The following is a 22080-nucleotide window of genomic DNA, read 5'->3' as shown; positions in this document are numbered from 1 at the left end:
GTTTATCGCGAGGTATGCCACAAATCACGCCCGGCTGGCCAGGGGCGAAGGCAACTCGACGGCCAGGCGTTTCCAGGGGGTCGGACAGGGGTCACCCGCAGTTCAGGCGGCGGAGCGGAACGTGCCCGGCGGAACCGGAGCCGAGGCTCCCCTGAACTGGGAAAATGTGACCCTTGACACTCCGGCGGGGTGCCCCTACCGTCGCGGGTAATCGATTTCTCGACGTGGGGCGGGCCGAGAGGGCGGGGCATGGGCGACGGCGTCGCGCTGGCCGAGCTGGCCGGCGTCAGCAAGACCTACGGCGGGGTGCGTGCCCTGGGCGCGGTGGACTTCACCGCGGCGAAGGGGGAGGTGCACGCGCTGCTCGGCGAGAACGGGGCAGGCAAGTCCACGCTGCTGAAGATCTTGTCGGGGGAGATCGCCGCCGGGGAGGGGGCGATCCGGATCGCGGGGGAGGCGGTCCGGTTCGCCCGCCCGGCCGACGCGCGCCGCGCCGGGGTCGCGATGATCCATCAGGAACTGGACCTCGTCCCCGCGCTTTCCGTGGCGGAGAACGTCTTTCTCGGCCGCGAACCGCACACCCGCGGCGGCACGGTCGACCGGCGGCGGATGGTCGCGGCCACCCGCGAGGTGCTGGAGCGCTCCGGCGTCGACCTCGATCCGCGCACGCCGGTCGAACGGCTGCGCACTGGCGAACAGCAGCTCGTCACCATCGCGAAAGCGCTGTCGCTGGACGCGCGGATCCTGCTGATGGACGAACCGACGTCGGCGCTGTCGCCGCGCGAGGTCGAGCGGCTGTTCACGGTCATCGACCAACTGCGCGCGGACGGGGCGGCGATCGTTTACGTGTCGCACCGGATGGACGAGATCGGGCGGGTCGCGGACCGGGCGACGGTGCTGCGCAACGGCGAGGTCGTCGCGGAGTTCAGCGCGGCCGAGCTGACTGCCGAGCGGGCCGCGGAGGCGATGGTGGGCCGTCCGGTGCACCTCATGTTCCGCGCGGACAGCGTGCCCTCGCCGAGTCAGGACGAGGTGCTTCGCGTCGAGGATCTTGTGATGCGGCCGCGCGCCGGGCGGCGGGAGCCGGACGGGATCAGTCTCACCGTGCGGGCCGGAGAGATCGTCGGCGTCGCCGGATTGCTCGGCGCGGGACGGACCGAGTTGCTGGAGGCGCTGTACGGCGCTGCCGGGGGAAAATTGTTGAGCGGGCGGATTTTCCTGCGCGGCAAGGAGTTCCGGCCGCGCTCGCCGCGCGGGTCGCTGCGGTCGGGGATCGCGTTCGTGCCCGAGGACCGGCGGATCGCGGGGCTGGCGCTGGAGCATTCCGTCGTGGCGAACACCGTTCTGTCCATTGTGGACCGGCTGGCGCGGTTCGGGATCGTTCCCGGCAGGCGCGAGCGGACGGTGGCCGGGGAGGAAGCGGGGAGGCTCGGGGTGAAACTGGGGTCGCTCGCCGATCCGGTGGGTTCGCTGTCCGGCGGGAATCAGCAGAAAGTGGTGCTGGGACGGGCTTTGCTGACCGAACCGGCGCTGCTGTTGCTCGACGAGCCGACGCGCGGGGTGGACGTCGGGGCGAAGGCGGAGATCTACCGGCTGCTCGGCGAGGCCGCGCGGAGCGGCGTCGGGGTGCTGCTGGCGTCCTCGGAACCGGCCGAGCTGGTCGGCGTGTGCGACCGCGTGGTGGTGCTGCGCGGCGGACGCAGCGTGCACGAGCTCGACACGGCTCAGGCCGGCGAGGCGGAACTGCTCGCCGCGTCGATGGGAGACGTCCGGTGAACGGGCGTTCCGTGCTGGCCGCGGTGTTCCGGTTCCAGAGCGTCTTCGGGCTCGTGCTGGTCTTCGCGGCCGCGATCGTCTTTTCCCCGCACCGCGACGGGGAGCTGGTGTTTCTCGGCAGCGGCAACCTGTTCAACGTCGTCCGCGCGATTTCCGAGATCGGCATCATCGCGGTCGGCATGACGCTGGTGATCCTGGTCGGCGGCATCGACCTGTCGGTGGGCTCGGTGATGGGGCTGGCCAGCGTCGGCGTCGCGCTGCTGCTCACCAGCGGCGGCTGGGGACTCGTGCCGGGCGTGCTGCTGATCCTCGCGCTCGGCTTCGGTTTCGGGCTGCTGCAAGGGATCGCGAGCGCGCGGTTCCGGATCCAGTCGTTCATCGTGACGCTCGCCGGGATGCAGATCGCCCGCGGGATCGCCCGGATGTGGTCCGGCGGCGAGGGCGTTTCGATCACCTACGGCACGGGTCCCGGCCAGGCTCCGGTGCCGTTCTCGCTGCTGGGCGAGCGGACGTTCGGCGGCGTGGTGCCGATCCCGGCGCTGTTCTTCGTGGTCGTCGCGGCGCTCGCGGTGCTGGTGCTGCGGGCGAGCGCGTTCTCGCGGCACGTGTACGCGATCGGCGGAAACGAGAAGGCCGCGGTGCTGTCCGGGGTGCCGGTGATCCGGGTGAAAGTGCTGGTCTTCGGCCTGTGCGGGCTGCTCGCCGCGCTGGCCGGGATCGTCCACGCGGGACAGTACAACTTCGGCGGGCCCAACGACGGCACCGGGTACGAGCTCAACGCGATCGCCGCCGTCGTGATCGGCGGGACCAGCCTGTCCGGCGGGCGCGGGTCGGTGTCCGGCACCGTCGCGGGCGCCCTGCTGGTCGGCGTGCTCGACAACATCCTCCAGCTCAACGACATCGATTCGAACGTCCAGCTGATCGTGGTCGGCGTGGTGATCGTGCTGGCCGCGGGCCTGCAGCGGCTGCGCCCGGCCACGGCATAGGCGTCCGGGAAAAGGGGAGCAGATGTCCGGCATCATCCGCGGCGGGGCGGTCCTGGCGGGGCTGGCCCTCGTCGCCGCCTGCGGCACCACGCACGAGAACGCGCCGGGCGCGTCGTCCGGCGCCGCGCCGGCCGCGAAACAATGCCACGGCCCGAGCGGGAAATACAAAATCGGGATGAGCCAGGCGAATCTCGCCGAACCGTATCGCGTCCGGATGGACGACGACATCCGCAAGGCTGCGGCGGGCGTGCCGCAATTCAGCGTCAGTTACGCGGATGCCGCGCAGGACAACGCGAAACAGGTCGAGCAGGTCAATACGTTCCTGACCCAGGGCATCGACCTGCTGATCATCAGCCCGAACGAGGCGACGCCGCTGACCGGAGTCGTGAAGAAGGCTTACGACCAGGGGATCCCGGTGCTCGTGCTGGACCGGAAGGTGGACGGCGACGGGTACACGTCGTTCATCGGTGCGGACAATGTGGACATCGGCCGTCAGGCGGGCAAGTTCTTCGCCGAGAAATTGCTGCCGCAGGGCGGGAAAGTCGTCGAGCTGAAGGGTCTCGCTGGATCGACGCCTGCCAAGGAACGCAGCGATGGATTCAACCAGGGCATTACGGACCGCAATATCACCGTCGTGGGCAGCGCGGACGCGGATTGGTTGCGGGACAAGGGACAACAGCAGGCGGACGCGTTGCTGAAAGCGCATCCGGACGCGCAAGCGATGTTCTCCGAGAACGACCCGATGGCCGAGGGCGCGCGCATCGCCGCGCAGAACGCGGGCCGCGCGGACCTGCCGATCGTCGGCATCGACGGCCTGCCGGTGCCCGAAGGCGGCATCAAAGCGGTGGAGGCCGGACGGTTGTCGGCCACGTTCATCTACCCGACCGGCGGCAAGGAAGCCGTTGCGGCAGCGAAGAAACTGCTCGTCGACTGCCAGACCGTGCCCAAGACGCAGACCCTGCCCACCCGCCTGGTGACGCGCGACAACGCCGCCCAGGTGTACGCCGAACTGAACCGGAGCTGACCTATGGCGCGAATCGGTGTCCTCGCCGTCTCCGACGGGCGCGACCACGTGCACCGGCGGAACACCGGCTTCATCCGGTCCAAAGTGGACGAGTTCACCGCCGCCTTGACCGCGGCGGGCCACGACGTCGTCACCGGAGGGCTGGTAGCCACGAACACCACCGCGACCGCGGCCGCGCGCTCGGTCGCCGCGAGTTCGGTGGACGTGACGGTGCTGTACTACGCGGTGTGGGCGTTTCCGCACTTCACCATGCTGGCCGCGGACGCGACCCCGGGCCCGCTGCTGCTCGTCGCGAGCACCGACCCGACCGAGCCCGGGTTGGTCGGAATGCTCGCCGCAGGGGGCGCGCTCGACCAGATCGGCCGCACGCACACCCGTTTGTGGGGCTCGCCGTCCGACCCGGAACTGATCGCCGAAGTCGGCGCGCACGCGAGCGCCGCCGCTGCCGTCGGTTCGTTGCGCGGTTCGACCTTCGGCCGCTTCGGCGGACGGCCGATGGGCATGAACACCGCGGTGGCCAATACCGATCAGTGGATGCGCCAATTCGGCGTGGACGTCGAGGAAATCGACCAATACGAACTGGTCCGCCGCGCCGAATCCGGCCCCTCTTCCGCGGCTGCGGACGGTCGGAAATGGCTGGAAGAGCATGCCACCGTGCACTACGATGGAGATCGGCTCACCCCGGAGTTGCTGGAACGCCAACTGCGTCTTTACCTTGCCGTGCGCGATGTCGCTGCCGAACGCCACCTGGATTTTTCTGGGATCAAAGCACAACCGGAGCTGACCGAGCACTTCGCGACCGCCGATGTCGCCGAGGCGCTGCTCAACGATCCGTACGACTGGAACGGCCCCAAAGCCGTGCACGTCACCGCCACCGAAGCGGACATGGACGGTGCGCTGACCATGCAGCTGATGCATCGGATCACCGGGACGCCGGTGCTGTTTGCTGATGTCCGGCATTACCACCCGGACCGCGACGTGTGGGACCTGTGCAACTCCGGCCAGCACGCGACGTGGTTCGCCGCGCGGAGCGAGGACCCGGCGGAGAACCTGGCGCGGGTGCACCTTTATCCGGAGGTGTTCTTCTTCCCCGCGGGCGGGGCTTCGGTGCAGCACATCGCCGCCCCCGGCCGGATGACCTTGGCGCGGTTGAGCCGGTTGGACGGGGAGTATCGGATGCAATTGGTGCTGGGGGAGTTCGAGAACTACGACGCGCGGACGACGGAGGAGCTGGTGTCGCGCTCGACGCCGGAGTGGCCGCACGCGTTCGCGCGTCTGGATGTGGCTTCGGAGACGTTTTTGTCGCGCTTCGGGGCGAATCACGTGCATGCGGTGCCGGGGGATCGGCGGAGAGAACTGCGCGCGGCGGCTCGGTTGATGGGGGTGCGGGTGGAGGAGTGGAGCCGGTGACCCTCTGCTCGACGGGCCTCTGAGGTTCCCGGCAGCGCGCTGCATCCCGCGCACCCGGTGCCACATTGAGGTTTCTCAGTAGCTGTGGCGTGCGGCCTTCTTACCGAATCGCGCCCCTCGTCCAGCGACAGCTTGACGCACGGTACGTAGTGGCGAGGTCCGTGAAGGGCTCCTTGAGGGAATCAGATTCCTTCAAGGAGCCCTTCACGGACCTTCAGCCGGAGAGAAACCGCCCAGCGCGGCTCGTCGGCCGGTGCTCCGCATGACTTCAGCGGAGCGGCGTCCCAGGGGTGCTCGAGCCCGCCAGCCACTCGTCCCCTTCCCGGTACAGCGTCTCGACGGCGGCGCCGGTCAGGCCGGGGAGGCCTTCCCGCACGGTGAACCCGGCCTTCGTCTGGACATAGCCGAGGTGCCGGTAGCCGATCGGAAAGCGGCCGAGCACAGCCGGATCGAGGGACAGCGAAGCCGCCGGGTCGACGGCATCGAGCCGGTCCTTCTCGTAAATCGGCTGGCGGCGCACGATCTTCCACTGCCGCTCGTGCACCGCGAGGAAGTCGTAGAACCGGCCGGTGCACACCACGTCCACGGGCACGCCGTCGACGTCCGCGCGCTGGTTGATGGTCATCTTCGTCTGGGCGACCGCGCGATCTCCGGCGATGTCGGCGGTGTGCCCGCCCAGGAAGTGCAGGATGCTCACCCCGTTCTCGAATCCCGTGCGGCTGGCGGCGATGAACTCGGACGCCGGGCCTTGGAACCAGGTCGCGCTCATCCAGCCCGTGCGGGGATGCCACACCGTGGCGAACCGTTCCCAGTCCCCAGCGTCTCGCCACAGGGCCCAGTTTTCCACCAGCGCGCGGATTTCGAGCCGGTCAGTGTCTGTTGTGGACAAGAGAGTTCCCTTCGGCGGAGACCGCTGTCTTGGCTTGTTCGCGGATCGGCAGGAGCAGGAATACCCCCAGCAACGGGCCGGCCGCCAGAACCGCGAGGGCGAGGAACAGCGAACCGGTGGCGCCGAACACCGCGCCCACCGCGACCGGCGCGAAGACGCCGCCGAGCTGCCAGGCGGTGTTGGCGAAACCGAACGACCCGCCGACGAACCGCGGATCCGCGTACTGGGGCACGGTCGAGTTCGTGAGCACCGTATAGCCGTAGACGCCGAGCCCGAGGAACGGAGCGAGCACGAGCAGCATCGAGTAGCTCCGGACCAGCCCGAACACCGCCAGGATGAGCGCGAAGTACCCGCTGAGCACCATCAGATGCGTCTTGCGGGTGCCGCGGACGCGGTCGGACAGGAAGCCGACCAGCGGTTTGACCCCGATGGCCGTGGTGCTGACGACGACCATCACCAGCGCCGCCTTCCCGGCGGACAGGCCGAGCGCCTTGACCATCAGCGAATTGCCCCAGGCCAGGAACCCGAGGGTCGCCCATTGCATGCCGAGGCCGGCCGCCGCGAGCGACACCAGGTTGCGATTGGCGAACATCGCGCGCAGACCGAGCCTGCCGCCGCCCGGGGCCGGGGGTTCGCCGGCGGGTTCGACCGGGGACGGCGGATTGTTGCGCAGGAGGGCCCAGCACGCCGCGCCGACGGCGACGGTCAGCGTGCCGAGGAGGTAGTAGACGCCGTTCCAGTGCAGGGCCGTCAGCAACTCCGGGATGGAGGCGTTCGCGATCACCCCGCCCAGCGCGGTCGACGTGATGTACAGGCCGAACGCGGTGCCGCGCTCGCGGGGCGGGAACCAGCGGCTGATCAGCTTGGTGAAGGACGCGACGTCGGCGCCGCTGACCAGCCCGATGAGGATCTGGATCGCGATTCCCACGCCGACGTTCTTGACGCTGCCGAACGCGAAGGTCAGCATTCCCGCGGTCACCAAGGAGATCCCGGCTGCCATCCGGCCGCCGATCAGGTCGGCGACGATGCCGCCGGGGATGTTGGTGACGACGTAGCCGATGGACAGCGCCGTGGCGAAGATCCCGAGCTGGGCCACGGAAAGTCCGAGGGAATGCGAAGCGTCGACGGCGACCACCGACCACGCGGTGCGGTTGATGTAGATGAGGGTGAAAGCCAGCCAGCAGCTGGCCAAGATCACCCAGCGGTAGCGGGAAACGGCCGGGTGCTCGGGCAGGGCTGTGCCTGCGGACGGCTCCGCGGTGTCCATGCGAGGACCTCCTTGTCCTGGATGGTGAGGTGTCAGTGCAGCAAGCCCCATTCGCGGAGCTGTGCCGCGTTGTGGCGCAAGGCGGCGCGTGGGGTGCGGTCGAGGCTCATGTCCTCCACGGACACCCAGCCGCGGTAGCCGTGCTCGTGAAGGAGTCCCAGGACGTGCGGGACGTCGACCTCGCCGTCTTCGAGCGGCGTCCACCCCGGCCGCCATGCCCCGCCCGGCGACCGGAAGTGCGCGGCGTTCTTCAGATGCACGTGCCCGAGGTAATCGCCGAGCAGGTCGAGCGCGATTTCGTGCGCCTCGTAGCCTTCGAAGACGAAATTCCCGACGTCGTAGATGACGCCGACGTGCGCCGGGTCGAACCGCGCGACCACCCGGTGCGCCAAAGACGCGCTGGAGCAGATGGTGTTGTGGTGGATCTCGAGCAACGCCCGGACGCCGGTTTCCTTCGCCGTGGCCTCGATGTCGGCGAAGAACGCGACTGTTTCTCCGTAGAGGACGGAATACGGTTTGTTCGTGCGAGAGATTCTCGGTGCCTGCAACCGGATCTGTCCGGTGCCGGCGGCAATGGCCATGTCGCAGGCCAGCCGGAGCGTGGCGGTGTCGCCGACTTCGACGTAGGGCGCCAGTCCGACCACTTCGAGCCCCGCCGCGCGAGTTTCCGCCGCCACGCTCTCCGCCGCCGCGACGTCGAGCGGGAGGGTGGACCGGTGGTCCACGAGGAACGGGTGCGCGGGCTGGGCATCCGGGATGCTGCCGGGACGCGGCTCGACGCGCCATTCGACACCGCCGAACCCGGCCGCGGCGATTTCGGCGATCGATTCGCCGATGTCCAGGGTGGGCAACGAGATCGTCGCGACGCTGAACTTCATCGCCGCGAAGAGCGCTCGACGGCGAGCGGCGTCCGGGGGAGCGGGGCGAGCTGGGCGCCGCCGCAGACGTGCAGGACTTCGCCGGTGATGAAGGACGCGGCGGGCGAGGCGAGGAACGCGACGGCGTTCGCGACATCGCGGGGTTCGGCCATGCGCGGGAGCGGGGTGATCGCCTGGTACTGCTCCATCAGACGCCGCATTTGCTCCTCGTCGCGGTCGTAGCCGGTGAAGTCCGATTCGATGAAGCTGGGCGCCACGGCGTTGGCGGTGATGCGGTACTTCGCCAGTTCGGTGGCGAACGAGCGGGTCATGCCGACGAGGCCGGCCTTCATCGTCGTGTAGGCCACCGGGCCGCCGGAAACCCAGTTCCGCGAGGCGATGTTGACGATCGCGCCGCCGTTTTGCGCTTTGAAGAAACCGAGCGCGCGGCTCACCAGGATCGCCGGCGCGCGCAGGTTCACGCCGCTCATCAGGTCCCAGTCGTCGGGGGCGAGTTCGGACAGGGTCGAACGGCGGTTCACCGCGGCGTTGTTGACGACGACGTCGATCCGGCCGAACCGGGCGCCCGTCTCGTCCACCAGCGACTCGATCGCCTCGACGGACCCGAGGTCGGCGGCGATGTCGACGGCGGGAGCGGCGAACCGCTCGCGGAACCCCGCGACGGTCGCGGCTGCCGCTTCCTTGTTCACGTCCGCCACCACGACGGCGACGCCGTCCTCGAGGAGCCGCGCGGCGATGGCGCTCCCCAGTTTTCCGGCCCCGCCGGTGACGATGGCGACGCGTTGCGGCTCGGTCATTCTCTTCTTTCCTTTCAACGCAAGAAAAAGAACTCGGTCAGCGGATCCAGTCCGCGATGGCGGTCACGACCTCGCCGGGATGTTCGTGGTGGGTCCAATGGCCCCCGGGAAGCACCTGGATCCGGGCGGCAGGAAGGATTTCCCGGGCGAGAGCGGCACGTTCTTCGTTCCGGTAGAACGCCAGGACCGGAACGGGGAACCCGGCGAAGAACCTGGCGGTCTCGGTCTGGAAATGCAGGGCCTCCGGCGCGAAGGCGAAGTCGGCGAACAGATCGCGGATCGCTTCCGGCGTGGCCGAGACCGCCCCGCCGGTGCCCGGCAACGGGCTGGGCCCGGACTTCAGGAAGTGCTCGGCCGCGACGGCGACGGGATCCTCCCGCCGGAGCCGCGCGGCCAGCGCCTCGATCCGGGCGCGGTCCTCGTCGGGAAGCCCGAACGCCGGATCGACGACCACCAGACCGGCGACGAGTTCCGGCTCCCGCCGGGCGAGGAAGGCGGCCGCCTCGCTGCCCGCGGAGTGCCCGACCAGCACGACGCGAGCGAGCCCGAGCCGATCGAGCACGGCCCGGACGTCGGCCGCGACATCCGGGAGCCGCATGCCCTCGCCCGGCTGGGACTCGCCGTGCCCGCGCAGGTCGACGGCCACGACCGGAGCGAGGGCACGGAGACCGTCGAGGATCGGAGCCCAGTCCGCACGGGACCGGGCCCAGCCGTGCACGAGCACGAAGGAGAACGGCGCGGCGCCACCGGAAAACCGCTCGAAAGCCAGCTCGACGATCTTTGCGCTCATGGGGTCCTCCGGGGAGTGTCTTCGGTCCTCAGATCGTCAGCGGCCGCCGGTTATTTAGCAAATACCTGTTATTGGCCATCCTCATGCTCCGGAGGCATAGCATGTCCCCATGCTTGAGTTGCGTCAGCTCGACTACTTCCGCGCGGTGGCCGAATACGGCTCGATCTCGCGCGCCGCGGCCGCACTGCACCTCACTCAGCCCACGCTGAGCAGGCAGATCGCCCAGCTGGAGAAGAACCTCGGGCACCAGTTGCTGCGGCGCACGCCGGCTGGCACCACGCTGACCGTCGCGGGGGAAGGCCTGCGCGCGCACCTGCTGTCGATCTTCGAACTCGTCGACCGGGTCCCGGAAGTCCTCCAGACCGCCTCGGCCGGCGGGCGCCTCGTGCATCTCGGAGTGCCCTCGGGAGTTCCGCACGGCTGGATCGAGGATTACCTGGCGTCGGTTGCCGCCGAGGCGCCGGAGGTCCGGTTCGCCATCGTCGAGGCCACCAGCGAGGAACAGCGGCGGATGCTCAACAACGGTCTGCTCGATCTGAGCTTGATGCACACCGAACCGCCCGAACTCCACGCGGAATTGCTGTTCCGGCAACGACTCGGCTGCGTCTTCCGCGAAGACGCGCTCCCGGCCGGCCGAACCGAAATCGACGTCACGGACCTCGCCGGGCTGCGTGTCATGGCGCATTCCTCCAAGGGCGAGGAAATCAGTCTCCGCACCGCCGCCTCGACCACCCGGACCGAAGTCGACTGGCTGTTTCGCGCCTTCTCCGAACACAGCGAACTGATCGCCACGAGTTCCCGCGTGGACGCGGTCCTCATCGGCAATGCCTCGGCGCGCAAATGGTTCCCCGGCTGGACCTGGGTCCCGCTCAGCGAACATCGGCCCGAACACTGGATGCGCACCTGGGCCGCCTGGGCCGGCACGGACCCGAAATACGGCGACCTGCTCCTGCACTGCCTGCGGGAAACCGCACGGAAATACCGGGCCGATCCCACCTACAGCGCGCAGCCGTGAGTTCAGCAGATCGCCGAGCCGGTCCGGGCCGGTGCTTTTCGAGCCGCGCGGCCGGCCAGCCCGAAAGCGAAGGCGGCGGCCAATGCGAACACCGCGGCCTCGTAGGTCATCGCGTGCCACAACGCCCGGCCGGGGTTCCCGGCGGACGTCGCGTAGGCGATGCCCGCGAACGTGACGCCGAGGGTTCCGCCCAATTGCTGTGCCGTCGGGAGAAGACCCGAGACCGAGGTCGCGGCTTCGGGGCGGACTCTGGCGATGATCTGGGTGAACGCCGAAGCGGTGAACACGCCGAACCCGATGCCGCCGAGGCACAGCGCGAGCCAGTACAGCCACCGCAGGGCCGGGTCGCCGATGGTCGCCGGGACGACCAGCGACACCGATCCCATGGCCAGGGCGGACGACGCCAGAGCCCACGGGCCGAAGCGCCGGCCCAGCCTCTTCGCGATCCCGCTCCCGGCCAGTGCCCCGATGGCGTACGGGGTGATGCCGAACCCGGTCTGAAGCGGACTCCAGCCCTGCGCGCCCTGCAGATGCATCGACAGCAACAGCGTGAAGGACGGCACTCCGGCGTTGAAGACCAGGACGATGCCCAGCCCCCATCGCGTCGCCGGTTCCGCCCACGCGGACGGATGGACGAGCGGTTCCGCCGCCCTGCGCTGGGAAATCGCGAAACCGGCCAGCAGAGCCGCAGCCAGCGCCAGGCTCAGCCACGTCCACCACGGCCAGCCGGCGTCCCGCCCCATTGTCAGGGGAAAGACCAGCAGGGCCAAGCCGAACAGGCTCAGCGCCGCCCCGGTCCGGTCGACGCGTGCCGCCGCGCGTTCGCCGTGGTCCGGCGGCAGCGCGGGGGAGAGCGCGAGGGCGGCGATGCCGACGGGAACGGTCAGCAGCATCGCCGCCCGCCAGCCGAGTCCGAGCGGGTCGAGCTGGATGAGCACGCCGCCGAGCACCGGGCCCGCGAGCGAAGCGGCCGCCATGGTCGCGCCGAACGCGCTCAACGCGGTGGCACGACGGCCCGGGGCCACCGCGGACTGGATGATCGACAGAATCTGCGGCGCCATCAGCCCGCTGCCGAAACCCTGCAGCAGACGCCCGGCGATCAGCACCCACGCTTCGGGCGCGGCGGCCGCACCGACCGAGGCGAGAGTGAACAGCGCCATCCCGGCGACGAACGTCCTCCGGTAGCCGTAGTTGTCGCCCAGCCGCGCGGAAACGATCAGCGAGCAGGCGTAGGCGAGGGTGTAGGCGGCGAGAACCAGTTGGCTCTCGCCTGCCCCGGCGCCCAGATCTCGCTGGACGTCGACCACGCCCACCTGCATGACCGTGACGCTGAACAGCTGCACGAAAGTGCCGGACAGGATGATCGGCAGGAGAAGCCGCCGGGAGGGGGACCGCGTCGTGGTCATCGGGCGGACCGCTGCAGCGCGATGGCGGCGAACAGCGTCGCCAGCTCCTCCGGCCGGATCACGAACGGCGAATGGCCGCCCGGCAGGGAATGCACCTGGAACGGATTGTCCGGCGTCACCTGGTCGGCCTCGGCGATCATCAGATCCTGGGTCACCGGCGGCAGCGCGAGGTCGCCGGTCAACCGGAGGTAGGAGCGCGGGAGCCGTCCCCAGCGCTCCGCCGAGAGCGGAACTGGTGTGCCGTAGTGCGATAGCGGGTGATCCGGGTGCAGGAACTGCCGCCACGAGTCCGGGGCGTCCGCGGGCAGGTCGTTTAGGAACGCGCGCCGGATGACGTCAGTGACCGCCGGGTCGGGAGAAAGCGGATTGATCCGGATCGCGCCCAGTTCGGCCGGGTCGCCGACCGGCGGAATCTGGACGGCGCCGGCGTTCTCCTCGGCTTCGATGTAGTCGGAGAACCGCGGCCGGCCCGCGGGCACGAACGCGGACAGGTACACGAGGCGGTCGACCAGTTCGGGTGCCTGCTCCGCGGCGGCCGACACTACGGAACCCGCGGCGCTGTGCGCGACCAGCAGCACATTCCGGTAGCGGGTGCGGGCGCTGACCAGCGCTTCGAGCACGACGTCGGTGCTGTCCTGCAAGGTGAGGTCGCTCAGCGCCGACTTCTCGGCCGCGAGCCCCGGCTGGCCGGGCCGGAAGTACCCGCTGGGGACGGGCGCGCCGAGCCCGCTGCCGGGCAGGTCGACGGCGATGCTGGCAAGGCCGTGGCGGCTGAGCGCGCGCTGGGTCGAGCTCCAGTGCAGGGCGGCGTGCCAGGCGCCGTGCACGAGCAGCAGGACGGTCTCGGACGAGGACGGACGGGTCATTCCAGGGCCCTTCGCAAGGGTTGATCACGGACCGCACCAGGTCACCGCAGCTCTGCCCCGTTATCCACGTTCATATCTGACAGGAGCCTTCGTCATACTTTCCGCGTATCGTGGCCGCGTGGAAGCCCGTCATCTTCGCTACGCTCTGGCGCTCGCCGAGCACCAGCATTTCGGCCGCGCCGCGGCGTCGCTGGGCATCGCCCAGCCGCCGCTGTCGACCCAGATCGCCGCGCTCGAACGCGAGGTCGGCGAGCGGCTGTTCGACCGCACCCCGCGCGGCGTTTTCCCCACCGCCGCGGGCAATGCCTTCCTTGCCAGGGCGGACAGCGCGCTCGCCGAGATGAGACTCGCGCGGGTCGAGGCGGGCCGGGCCGCGCGCGGGGAGACCGGGCGGTTGCGGCTCGGGTTCATCGGGTCCGCGCTGCTCGACCCGCTGCCGGGCGTGCTCGGCCGGTTCCGGCGGGCCCGTCCGGATGTCCGGATGGTCCTCCAGGAACTGGACACGCCGACCGCGTCCGCGGCCCTGCTCGCCGGCGAACTGGATGTCGCGGTGGGGCGCGGCGGCCCTCGCGGAGCCGGGGCGGAGGACCTGGTGACGGTGCCCATCGGCGCGGATCATCTGGTCGCCGTGGTCTCGTCGGCGCACCCCTTCGCCGGGCAGCGGTCCGTCGAGGCCGGGCAGCTGGCGCGCGAGCCGCTCGTGGTCAGCGCGGACGCCGCCGGCTCTTACCTGCGACCGTTGTTCGAGCACGATCCCGCCGCCCTCGACGGGGCCGCGCTGGCGCGCGACGTCCACACGATCGCCGGGCTCGCCGCCTGCGGCGCGGGGGTCGGGCTCGGCCCGAACCGGATGCGCCTGATCGCTCGCGACGACATCCGGTTCTGCGACGTCGAGCCCCGCTTCCGGCTGCCGGATTTGCAGATGTCCTTCCGGGCCGCCGATTCCTCGCCGGTTCTCGCGGCGTTCCTCGCCGTGGTGCGGCAGAACTGCGCGGAGGTCGGCTCCCGGCTGGACGACCTGCTCGCCCGCCATCCGGCGCTGGGCGCCTCCTGACCGTCGCGTCCACTGTGGACGCGAGAAAACTCAACGACCGCAAGGAGAACTATGCCGCGGGACACGCTCGAATCGGTGCGCCTCGACGACGTGGAACTGGCTTACCGCGTCGAAGGCGACGGGCCGGAGCTGGTCGTCCTGGTGCACGGGTGGCCGCAGACGAACGCGTGCTGGCGGCACGTGATCGAGCCGCTCAGCCAGGGACGCACCGTCGTCGCCCCGGATCTGCGCGGTTACGGCGCTTCGGGCCTCGCCCGGTCCGGGGACTACAGCAAACGGGCCGCCGCCGCGGACCTGAGCGGCCTGATCCATCACCTGGGGTTCGAGTCGGCGTCGGTGGTCGGGCACGACCGCGGCGCGCGCGTCGCGCATCGCTGGGCGCTCGATCGCCCGGCGGAGGTCAAAGCGCTGGCGCTGCTGGACATTCTCCCCACGCGGGTGGTCATGAACTCGTTCGACCGCGATTCGGCGAGCGCGATGTGGCACTGGTTCTTCCATCGGAACACCGAGCTGGCGGCGAAGCTGGTCGACGGGAACGTCGAGGCGTATCTCGGTCATTTCTTCGCCAGGGTGCGCGAATCCGGCACCGTCGACCAGGAAACCTTCCAGCACTACGTCGAGGCGTTCAGCGACCCGGCGCGGCTGCGGGCGTCCTTCGAGGACTACCGGACCGGCTTCACGGCCGACCTCGAACGCGACGAGGCGGATCACGCCGGCGGGCTGCGGGTGCGGGCCCCGCTGCTGCTCCTGTGGGGCGCTGAGGGCGGCCTCGGCGGGCGTGACGTGGTACGCGTCTGGCAGGACCATCACGCCGCTCCCGCCGCGGTCACCGGTCATGCCGTCCCCGGCGGCCACTACGTTCCGGAAGAAGCGCCTGGCGAGGTCGTGGACGCCGTCGAGGCCTTTCTCAAGCGGACGCACTGACCTTCTCGAAGCTTCACGCCAGACGAACTGCTGCTCGCTCGCGTCGCTGCCGACCTGCCCCTGCCCGGCCGCTTCCACTGCGGATTCGCTTTCCGGTCCGGCGCCGAGACCGGACTCTGCCGCCGCCACCGCCGCTGAGCAGCAACCGAGCCGCCGCTCATCGTTGAATCGATTCGTCCCGGTGGTCGCCGATATTTCCGGGAGGCGGGCGACGATCTTTCCGTGCGGCTCCGGACCGTCCGGTTCCACGATCGTGGCGGTCCGTTTCCGCAGGTCGAAGCAGCCCCGGTCCGGCGGGGGCGGCGGCGGGTGCGTTGCCCGATCCTGCTGTCAATGCTGCCCTTGCGTAGCCGACTGAGACGTAGATCTCCACCGTTGGGGTGAAATCTCCCCCGTCGGGCAGCTTAGGCTCTTACGGCGCGTTACTTATTGAGAAACATTCACTTCGGTCCGGACAGGTTCGCGACCGGGTAACGAAGGAGGCGCCGTCGTGGAAACCGAACCGCAGGTCGTCCGCGCGACGATCATCTTCGGGCTGCGCACGTTCGGGTCCGTCCCGCTGCCGGTGCGCGCCGATCTGGAATACGACCCGGCGGATCCGTTCGCGGTGTCGGTCGGCTACCACGCGGGCGGCGGAGTCGTGCGCTGGCTGTTCGGGCGGGACTTGCTCGCCGACGGCCTGCTCGCCCCGGCCGGCGACGGAGACGTCCAGGTGCGTCCCGCCGCCGACGACAGCCGCGTGCTGGTGGAGCTGAACGCCCCCGACGGCTCCGCGGTGCTGGAGGCGGCGGCGAACGAACTCGCCGACTTCCTCGACCGCACCTACGACGAGGTCCCGGTCGGTTCCGAAGACCGTTGCTTCGACTTCGACGAGGAACTCGCGAAGCTCGCCCTGCGCGACTGACTGTCCATAGTGGACATCGGCGGCAGCGGCCGGAAGGCTCCCGGGCAGGAGAGATGACCTGCTGCGGGAGTCGGCGAGGCTTCGTCGCTGCGCTAATGCCTGCCGCGTCGAGGATTCGGCCCGAGGGTGGATAGGCCCATCGGCCAGCTCGGGTCCGGCGGGCTCGCCTCGCAATCATCACTGAAGCCGGGCCGAGTCGCCCCGCGAAGATCACCCAGGGCCCGGCGACCTCGTGTCGCAAGGATCAAGTGAAGCCGGGCGGGCTTGCGTGGCGAGGATCAACCGAAGTCCGGTGGGCTCGTGCCGCGAGCACCATCTGAAGCCAGGCGGAGTCTGAAGCCCGGCGGAGCCGCATCCCAAGAACCGCCAGCCGCGGCGCGAGCGGCTAACCGCGAACGGCGAACCGCGAGCCGGGCATCCCCCGACCAGGTGCCCCCGCATGAACGGCCGATGAACGACCCCGCACCGTCGCCGCGAAACCGGCATCCTGCCAACAACCGCGCCAGTAGGACTCCGCCCCAGCGCACCCTGTCACCGCGCCGTCAGCGTCAGCCCCCCGACCAGGCGGACTCGGCCGCCGCGTGAGTGAACCTCGTGGTGATCCGGGTTGACCGCACTGGGAGAACGCGTACGGTCGCCTGTGTTGGCTGTTGTCCAGAACCATACTGCGGTCAGCGCCCCAAGCAGGTCTCTGCGAAAGGAGCGCAAACCCATGACTCTCCACCTTCCCGGCGTCACCGCGCCGGTGGAACTGACCGTCCGCGCGACGAGGCGGGCGGACGCGATTCACCTCGCTCCGGTCGGGGACCTCGACGCGGCTACCGCGCATGTTTTCGAGGCGGCTGTCGCGCCGTTGGCCGGGCCGGTGGTCGTCGACCTGTCCGGCGTCGCGTTTCTGAGCTGCGCGGGCGTTCGCGCCCTGCTCGACGCGCACCAGCGGAACCCTCAGTTCACTGTCGTGGTCGGACCGGCGCACGCCGTCCGGCGGTGTCTTTCGGTGACCGGCGCCGATGAAATCCTGGGCGTCCGCGAGGCGGTCGCCGCCTGATCCAGCGAGTTTCACGACCGCCGCGCACGGGTAGGTCGCCGACATGACGATCGAGACGAACCGCGTTCCGCAGCTCGAACTCAACAACGGCGTCCGGATCCCGCAGTTCGGCCTGGGCGTCTTCCAGATCCCGCCGGAGGAAACGGCCGCGGCGGTGCGCGAAGCCCTCGAGGCCGGGTACCGGCACCTCGACACCGCGCAGATGTACCGCAACGAAGAAGGCGTCGGCGCGGGCATTCGCGATTCGGGCGTACCGCGCGAGGAAATCTTCGTCACCACAAAGCTGGCGAACGACGCGCAGGGCCACGACAACGCGATCAACGCGCTGGAGGGCAGCCTGCAGCGGCTCGAGCTGGACTACGTCGACCTCTACCTGATCCACTGGCCGCTGCCGAAACAGGACAGGTACGTCGTCACCTGGCACGGCTTCGAGGAACTGCAGCGCGCCGGCAAGGCCCGCGCGATCGGGGTGTCCAATTTCCAGATCCCGCACCTCGAACGGCTGGCCGCCGAGTCGGCGACGGTGCCCGCGGTCAACCAGATCGAGCTGCATCCCGCGCTGCAGCAACCGGAACTGCGCGCGTACCACGAGGCGCACGGCATCGTGACCGAGGCGTGGAGCCCGCTGGCGCAAGGCGAGGTCCTCGAAGACCCGCTGCTGGCCGAACTGGCCGAGAAACACGGCAAAACGCCTGCCCAGATCGTGCTGCGCTGGCACATCCAGCTCGGCAACGTCGTGTTCCCGAAGTCGTCGTCGCCGAAGCGGATGCGGGAGAACATCGACATCTTCGACTTCTCCCTGAGCGACGGCGACCTGGACGTCCTCAGCGGGCTCGACGAGGGCCGCCGGACGGGCTTCGACCCGGACATCTTCGAAGGCTGAACCGGATCGGCCGACCGCTCGTGTAGGCAACGTGCGACTGTCCTGTTTCGTAGTGCCCGGCGACATCGAAGACCTCGGCGTGCCCAGCGGCGGCAACACCTACGACCGCCGCATGGCCGAGCAGCTGCGGGTGCGGCTGCGGCCGGTCGGCGGGACCTGGCCGGACGGCGACCGGCGTCAGCTGGACCAGGTCCTCGCCGAGGTTCCCGACGGCGCGAAAGTGCTGCTCGACGGCTTGATCGCGTGCGGAGTGCCGGACGTCCTCGCCCGGCACGCGGACCGGATCGGCCTGGCCGTCCTCGTGCACCTGCCGCTGGCCGACGAAACCGGCCTGGACCTGCGGCGCGCGGCCGACCTCGACGCCCGCGAACGGAAGACGCTCCACCTGGCGGACCAGGTCATCGTCACCAGCCCCGCCGCCGCCCGCGCCGTCGAGCAGCGGCACGGCCTCGCGACCGTCCACATCGCACCGCCGGGGACCGATCCGGCACCGCGGGCGACCGGGACCGACGGGGTGTCCCAGCTGGTCTGTGTCGCCGCGGTGACCCCGCGCAAGGGCCAGGACATTCTCCTCAACGCACTGTCCGAAGTAGACGGACTAAAGGTGGACCTCGTCGGCTCGCGCACCCGAAACCCGGCCTACGCCAACAGCTTGAGCCACCCTCGCGCCCGTTTCACCGGCCCGCTCGCCGGAGAAGCGCTGGAGAACGCCTACGACCGAGCCGACCTGCTCGTCCTGCCTTCGCACGCCGAGACGTACGGCATGGTCGTCACGGAGGCGCTCGCACGCGGAATCCCCGTGGTCGCCTCGGACGTCGGCGGCGTACCCGACGCGCTCGGCCGGGCACCGGACGGAGAGCTGCCAGGCATGCTCGTCCCGCCCGGCGACGAAACAGCGCTGGCGGACGCGCTCCGGAGCTGGCGCGACGACCCTGGCCTGCGGAAACGACTCCGTGCTGCGGCTGTCGCACGAGCGCGCACACTGGAGGGGTGGGCCGAGGCAGCGGTCCGGTTGCGCGGAATCTTGGCGGTGGATTGATGCGGTGGCTGCGACTGCTGGCCGGAGCCGCGCTCATCGCCGCGTTGTGGTGGCGGCTCGGCACGGGAGCGTTCACCGGCGGCCTGCGGGCTCTGGGACCGGGACCGATCGCGATAGCCCTGGTCATCGGCGTCGTGACCACGCTCGCGAGCGCCGCGCGCTGGCGGCTGGTCGCGGCTCGGCTCGGCCTGCACCTGCCGTTTCGTGAAGCCGTCGGCGACTACTACGGCGCGCAATTCCTCAACGGCGTCCTCCCGGCCGGCGTGCTCGGCGACGTCCACCGCGCGGTCCAGCACGGACGACGATCGGGCGACGTCGGCCGCGGCGTCCGAGCGGTCGTGCTCGAACGCGCCGCCGGACAGACCCTGGTGGTGGTCGCCGGACTGGCCGTCGTGGTCTTCCGGCCGGAGTTGCTGCCGCGGCAGGTGCTGCTCTGCCTGGGGATCGTGATCGTGGCGCTGGCCGTCGTCGCGGTGGCGATGCGGAAACGGCTGCGGCACGTCTGGGCGGCCGACATCCGGACCGGCGTGCTCGAAGCGTGGCCCGGCGTCACCGGCTGGTCTCTGCTGGCGGCGGCCGGGCATCTGACGCTGTTCGTGGTCGCCGCCCGCGCGGCCGGGGCGACCGCGCCGTTGACCGTCCTGCTGCCGCTGCTCGTGCTCGCGTTGCTGGCGATGGGGATGCCGCTGAACGTCGGCGGATTCGGCCCGCGCGAGGGCACCGCGGCGGTTTCGTTCGCCGCCGCCGGACTGGGCGCGGAACAGGGCGTGACGGTCGCGGTCGGCTACGGCGTGCTCGGTCTGGTCTCGACGCTGCCCGGCGGGGCGGTTCTCGCGCTCCGCCGGATGATCCGGCGGCCGGGCCCGGACGCCCGGCCGGTATCGTCCGGCCGGTGGCGGCGGCTTTTCGGGGGATTCGGCGACGGTGGTTCGCGGCGCTGGTCGTCGTCCCCGTTCTGGCCGCGTCGGCTTGCGCGTCTTCGGTCGCGGCGATCACCCGGGCAGGCGACCTCGTGCACACCGCAGCCGGCGCTGTCCGCGGCAGTGTCGCTCCCGATCACCGGCTCTTCCAAGGCATCCCGTACGCGGCCGCACCTGTCGGCGAGCGGCGCTGGCAGCCGCCCGCCCCGGTCGAGCCCTGGACGGGGGAGCGCGACGCCACGAAACCAGGGCCCCGCTGTCCGCAGGCCGCCGACGGAGCCCTGACCAGCGAAGACTGCCTCTACCTGAACGTCTGGACCCCGCCGGCCGGCGAGACCGGACGGCCGGTCCTGGTGTGGCTGCACGGCGGCGCGTTCCTCAGCGGCGGCGGCGACCGCTACGGCGCCGCCCGGCTGGTCGAGCGCGGCGACGCGGTGGTCGTCACGCTCAACTACCGGCTCGGCGCGCTCGGCTTCCTCGCCGACCCGTCGCTGGGCGCGGAGCCCGGGAACTACGGCTTCCTCGACCAACAGCAGGCACTCCTGTGGGTGCGCGACAACATCGCGTCCTTCGGCGGCGACCCGAACCAGGTGACCATCGCGGGGGAGTCCGCGGGCGGGATGTCGGTGTGCGACCACCTCGTCGCCCCCGGCTCGCGCGGGCTGTTCCGCGCCGCGATCATCCAAAGTGGACCGTGCCAGGCGCAGGCGACGTTGCCCGCCGCCGAAAGCAAGAGCATCGAGTACGCCGCCGCGCGCGGCTGCACCGACCGCCGGACCGCCGCGAAGTGCCTGCGGGAGTTGCCCGTCGGGAAACTCCGGACCGCTCCGGCGTACGGCTCGATCGCGGGCATCGAGATGCCGGGACCGGTCACCGGCGGTTCGGTGCTGCCCGGGAAGGTTCCCGCGACTCCGGTGCCGGTCATGCTGGGCACGACGCACGACGAGTTCACGTATTTCCTCGCCGAACAGGCCGCGGCCGGCCGCGAAGTCACGCGGCACGGCTACCCGCAAGCGCTTGCCAACGTCTTCCCGCACGCCGACGCGGTCGCTCGCGAGTACCCGGTGGATGCGTTCAGCGGCAACGCATCGCTGGCGTACGCGGCGGCTGTGACCGACTGGGCGTTCGCCTGCCCGTCCGCGCGGCTCGCCAGTTCGCTGCCCAGTGTGTCGACCTACGAGTTCAACGATCCGACCTCGCCGGCGGCGGCCGCGTTGCGCGCGCCGTTCCCGCTCGGGGCCACGCACACCGCGGAGCTGCCCTACCTGTTCGATTTCGCCGGGCAGCCAACGACATTCACCCCGGCGCAGCAACGGCTCGCGGACCGGATGGTGGACGACTGGACGGCGTTCGTCCGCGGCGGCCCGACCGGGCAGGCGGTCGCGTACCGGCCGGGCGGCGCGCAGCCGCTGACCGGATTCGCGAAAGATCACCACTGCGGGTTCTGGGCTTCTCTACGCTGACCGGATGACCGTCCGCGCCGAAGACCTCGACGAAGCCCTCGCCTGCGTGTCCGCCGCTCTCGAGCCGGTCACCGACGGCGACTGGACGCGTCCGGCAGGCGATCTCGAGTGGGATTGCCGCTACACCGCGGAGCACCTCGGGGACACGCTTCTGTCCTACGCCGCGCAGGTCGCGAGCCGCCCGGCCGACCGCTACGTGCGCTTCCTCGCCAAAACCGACGCCGACGCGTCCCCGGCCGAACTGCTCGAATTCGCTCTCACCGGCGGGCGTTTGCTCGCCGCCGCGGTCCGGAGCAGCCGACCGGACGAGCGCGCCTACCACCCGACCGGCCGCTCGGATCCGGCCGGTTTCGCCGCGATGGGCTGCGTGGAACTGCTGCTGCACGGGGACGACATCGCACAAGGCCTCGGCGTCGCGATCGACCCGCCGCGCGGCACCTGCGCCCGCGTCGTCGCGCGGCTTTTCCCCGAGCAGGAGCCGATTCCCGACGCTTGGGACGCGCTGCGCTGGTGCGCCGGGCGGATCGCCCTGCCCGGACGGCCCCGGCGGACCGGCTGGAAGTGGCGGGGCAGCCCGCTCGAGGACCGCTCGAATCCCGAGGAGTGAACACGCCTGCCCGGGGGCTGGTCACATCCGGTAGTCTTGACCACCAGGTCGAGAGGCGCTGCAACGGACCGGTGGTCCGCCACGCTCGGCCGGTACCACCATCCAAGGGCGCCTCCGTGAACTCATGCGGAGGT

Annotated in this window: 20 protein-coding genes, 1 pseudogene and 1 riboswitch; of the genes and pseudogenes, 14 read left to right on the top strand and 7 right to left on the bottom strand. The window is 70.4% G+C overall.

The genetic code is table 11. The features are described from left to right. Positions 1 to 249: 249 nt before the first annotated feature. The 4 genes from WA670_RS25450 to WA670_RS25435 are packed head-to-tail and all read left to right on the top strand — an operon-like array spanning position 250 to position 5196. A complete protein-coding gene (locus WA670_RS25450; RefSeq protein ID WP_336159078.1) occupies positions 250 to 1776 on the top strand; it encodes a sugar ABC transporter ATP-binding protein in 1527 nt (508 codons plus the stop codon). Beyond that, a complete protein-coding gene (locus tag WA670_RS25445) occupies positions 1773 to 2762 on the top strand; it encodes an ABC transporter permease (protein WP_037818734.1) in 990 nt (329 codons plus the stop codon). Before WA670_RS25450 ends, WA670_RS25445 begins: the two co-directional genes overlap by 4 nt. Positions 2763 to 2784: 22 nt before the next feature. Beyond that, positions 2785 to 3786 carry a substrate-binding domain-containing protein gene (locus tag WA670_RS25440; RefSeq protein WP_238607259.1) on the top strand — a complete coding sequence of 334 codons (1002 nt, stop codon included), beginning with the start codon at positions 2785 to 2787 and terminating at the stop codon, positions 3784 to 3786. Positions 3787 to 3789: 3 nt separating this feature from the next. Beyond that, positions 3790 to 5196, top strand: a complete 1407-nt coding sequence (locus tag WA670_RS25435) for an L-fucose/L-arabinose isomerase family protein (RefSeq protein WP_336159077.1) — start codon at positions 3790 to 3792, stop codon at positions 5194 to 5196. Between the two features lie 268 nt (positions 5197 to 5464). Here the strand turns inward: WA670_RS25435 and WA670_RS25430 are convergent, their stop codons facing one another. Genes WA670_RS25430 through WA670_RS25410 form a run of 5 tightly spaced genes read right to left on the bottom strand, consistent with a single transcriptional unit; the run spans position 5465 to position 9817 of the window. Further along, complete coding sequence (locus WA670_RS25430; RefSeq protein WP_336159076.1) at positions 5465 to 6085, bottom strand: nuclear transport factor 2 family protein; 621 nt, start codon at positions 6083 to 6085, stop codon at positions 5465 to 5467. Beyond that, positions 6066 to 7352 carry an MFS transporter gene (locus WA670_RS25425; RefSeq protein WP_336159074.1) on the bottom strand — a complete coding sequence of 429 codons (1287 nt, stop codon included), beginning with the start codon at positions 7350 to 7352 and terminating at the stop codon, positions 6066 to 6068. Before WA670_RS25425 ends, WA670_RS25430 begins: the two co-directional genes overlap by 20 nt. A gap of 32 nt (positions 7353 to 7384) precedes the next feature. After that, positions 7385 to 8230 carry a sugar phosphate isomerase/epimerase family protein gene (locus WA670_RS25420; protein ID WP_336159073.1) on the bottom strand — a complete coding sequence of 282 codons (846 nt, stop codon included), beginning with the start codon at positions 8228 to 8230 and terminating at the stop codon, positions 7385 to 7387. Next, positions 8227 to 9027, bottom strand: a complete 801-nt coding sequence (locus tag WA670_RS25415; RefSeq protein ID WP_336159072.1) for an SDR family NAD(P)-dependent oxidoreductase — start codon at positions 9025 to 9027, stop codon at positions 8227 to 8229. Before WA670_RS25415 ends, WA670_RS25420 begins: the two co-directional genes overlap by 4 nt. 37 nt (positions 9028 to 9064) lie before the next feature. Next, complete coding sequence (locus WA670_RS25410) at positions 9065 to 9817, bottom strand: alpha/beta fold hydrolase (RefSeq protein WP_336159071.1); 753 nt, start codon at positions 9815 to 9817, stop codon at positions 9065 to 9067. A gap of 109 nt (positions 9818 to 9926) precedes the next feature. Between WA670_RS25410 and WA670_RS25405 the strand changes: the two genes are divergently transcribed. Further along, positions 9927 to 10832, top strand: a complete 906-nt coding sequence (locus WA670_RS25405) for a LysR family transcriptional regulator (protein WP_275294706.1) — start codon at positions 9927 to 9929, stop codon at positions 10830 to 10832. Between the two features lie 2 nt (positions 10833 to 10834). Here WA670_RS25405 and WA670_RS25400 read toward each other — a convergent pair whose 3' ends face one another. After that, on the bottom strand, positions 10835 to 12238 hold the full coding sequence (locus WA670_RS25400) for an MFS transporter (RefSeq protein WP_336159070.1): 1404 nt from the start codon (positions 12236 to 12238) through the stop codon (positions 10835 to 10837). Beyond that, entirely contained in the window at positions 12235 to 13104 is an 870-nt protein-coding gene (locus tag WA670_RS25395; protein ID WP_037818748.1) for an alpha/beta fold hydrolase, read from the bottom strand. Before WA670_RS25395 ends, WA670_RS25400 begins: the two co-directional genes overlap by 4 nt. Before the next feature lie 118 nt (positions 13105 to 13222). Between WA670_RS25395 and WA670_RS25390 the strand changes: the two genes are divergently transcribed. From WA670_RS25390 to WA670_RS25350, 9 genes and pseudogenes are all read left to right on the top strand, one after another. After that, complete coding sequence (locus WA670_RS25390) at positions 13223 to 14158, top strand: LysR family transcriptional regulator (RefSeq protein WP_037818749.1); 936 nt, start codon at positions 13223 to 13225, stop codon at positions 14156 to 14158. A gap of 51 nt (positions 14159 to 14209) precedes the next feature. Further along, positions 14210 to 15082, top strand: coding sequence for an alpha/beta fold hydrolase (locus WA670_RS25385; protein ID WP_336159069.1), 873 nt, complete (start codon positions 14210 to 14212; stop codon positions 15080 to 15082). A gap of 490 nt (positions 15083 to 15572) precedes the next feature. Further along, on the top strand, positions 15573 to 15986 hold the full coding sequence (locus tag WA670_RS25380) for an SsgA family sporulation/cell division regulator (protein WP_037818751.1): 414 nt from the start codon (positions 15573 to 15575) through the stop codon (positions 15984 to 15986). A gap of 712 nt (positions 15987 to 16698) precedes the next feature. Next, positions 16699 to 17034, top strand: coding sequence for an STAS domain-containing protein (locus WA670_RS25375; RefSeq protein WP_051729638.1), 336 nt, complete (start codon positions 16699 to 16701; stop codon positions 17032 to 17034). Positions 17035 to 17077: 43 nt separating this feature from the next. Continuing rightward, positions 17078 to 17917 carry an aldo/keto reductase gene (locus tag WA670_RS25370; RefSeq protein WP_037818752.1) on the top strand — a complete coding sequence of 280 codons (840 nt, stop codon included), beginning with the start codon at positions 17078 to 17080 and terminating at the stop codon, positions 17915 to 17917. Between the two features lie 31 nt (positions 17918 to 17948). Continuing rightward, complete coding sequence (locus tag WA670_RS25365) at positions 17949 to 18956, top strand: glycosyltransferase family 4 protein (RefSeq protein ID WP_037818754.1); 1008 nt, start codon at positions 17949 to 17951, stop codon at positions 18954 to 18956. Continuing rightward, a pseudogene (locus tag WA670_RS25360) lies at positions 18956 to 19765 on the top strand (lysylphosphatidylglycerol synthase domain-containing protein); the annotation flags it as partial. The gene WA670_RS25365 and the pseudogene WA670_RS25360, both read left to right, overlap by 1 nt. A 203-nt stretch (positions 19766 to 19968) precedes the next feature. After that, a complete protein-coding gene (locus WA670_RS25355) occupies positions 19969 to 21339 on the top strand; it encodes a carboxylesterase/lipase family protein (protein WP_336159068.1) in 1371 nt (456 codons plus the stop codon). Between the two features lie 4 nt (positions 21340 to 21343). Then, the gene (locus WA670_RS25350) at positions 21344 to 21946 is read left to right on the top strand and encodes a maleylpyruvate isomerase N-terminal domain-containing protein (RefSeq protein ID WP_275294698.1); all 603 of its coding nucleotides are present in this window, start codon (positions 21344 to 21346) and stop codon (positions 21944 to 21946) included. Positions 21947 to 21990: 44 nt separating this feature from the next. Then, positions 21991 to 22067, top strand: a riboswitch (S-adenosyl-L-homocysteine riboswitch). Positions 22068 to 22080 lie beyond the last annotated feature (13 nt).

This window comes from Amycolatopsis sp. VC5-11 (genome assembly GCF_037034185.1).
In the GTDB taxonomy this organism is placed as follows: Bacteria; Actinomycetota; Actinomycetes; order Mycobacteriales; family Pseudonocardiaceae; genus Amycolatopsis; species Amycolatopsis nivea.
Note: the sequence above shows the minus strand (reverse complement) of the source record. Positions and strands in the feature narration are given on the sequence as shown.

What these genes read in the sequence shown, in the direction of transcription:
- WA670_RS25450 (WP_336159078.1), top strand. Translation starts at nt 250, where the DNA reads ATGGGCGACGGCGTCGCGCTGGCCGAGCTGGCCGGCGTCAGCAAGACC.
- WA670_RS25440 (WP_238607259.1), top strand. Translation starts at nt 2,785, where the DNA reads ATGTCCGGCATCATCCGCGGCGGGGCGGTCCTGGCGGGGCTGGCCCTC.
- WA670_RS25435 (WP_336159077.1), top strand. Translation starts at nt 3,790, where the DNA reads ATGGCGCGAATCGGTGTCCTCGCCGTCTCCGACGGGCGCGACCACGTG.
- WA670_RS25425 (WP_336159074.1), bottom strand. Translation starts at nt 7,352, where the DNA reads ATGGACACCGCGGAGCCGTCCGCAGGCACAGCCCTGCCCGAGCACCCG.
- WA670_RS25420 (WP_336159073.1), bottom strand. Translation starts at nt 8,230, where the DNA reads ATGAAGTTCAGCGTCGCGACGATCTCGTTGCCCACCCTGGACATCGGC.
- WA670_RS25415 (WP_336159072.1), bottom strand. Translation starts at nt 9,027, where the DNA reads ATGACCGAGCCGCAACGCGTCGCCATCGTCACCGGCGGGGCCGGAAAA.
- WA670_RS25410 (WP_336159071.1), bottom strand. Translation starts at nt 9,817, where the DNA reads ATGAGCGCAAAGATCGTCGAGCTGGCTTTCGAGCGGTTTTCCGGTGGC.
- WA670_RS25405 (WP_275294706.1), top strand. Translation starts at nt 9,927, where the DNA reads ATGCTTGAGTTGCGTCAGCTCGACTACTTCCGCGCGGTGGCCGAATAC.
- WA670_RS25400 (WP_336159070.1), bottom strand. Translation starts at nt 12,238, where the DNA reads ATGACCACGACGCGGTCCCCCTCCCGGCGGCTTCTCCTGCCGATCATC.
- WA670_RS25395 (WP_037818748.1), bottom strand. Translation starts at nt 13,104, where the DNA reads ATGACCCGTCCGTCCTCGTCCGAGACCGTCCTGCTGCTCGTGCACGGC.
- WA670_RS25385 (WP_336159069.1), top strand. Translation starts at nt 14,210, where the DNA reads ATGCCGCGGGACACGCTCGAATCGGTGCGCCTCGACGACGTGGAACTG.
- WA670_RS25375 (WP_051729638.1), top strand. Translation starts at nt 16,699, where the DNA reads ATGACTCTCCACCTTCCCGGCGTCACCGCGCCGGTGGAACTGACCGTC.
- WA670_RS25370 (WP_037818752.1), top strand. Translation starts at nt 17,078, where the DNA reads ATGACGATCGAGACGAACCGCGTTCCGCAGCTCGAACTCAACAACGGC.
- WA670_RS25350 (WP_275294698.1), top strand. Translation starts at nt 21,344, where the DNA reads ATGACCGTCCGCGCCGAAGACCTCGACGAAGCCCTCGCCTGCGTGTCC.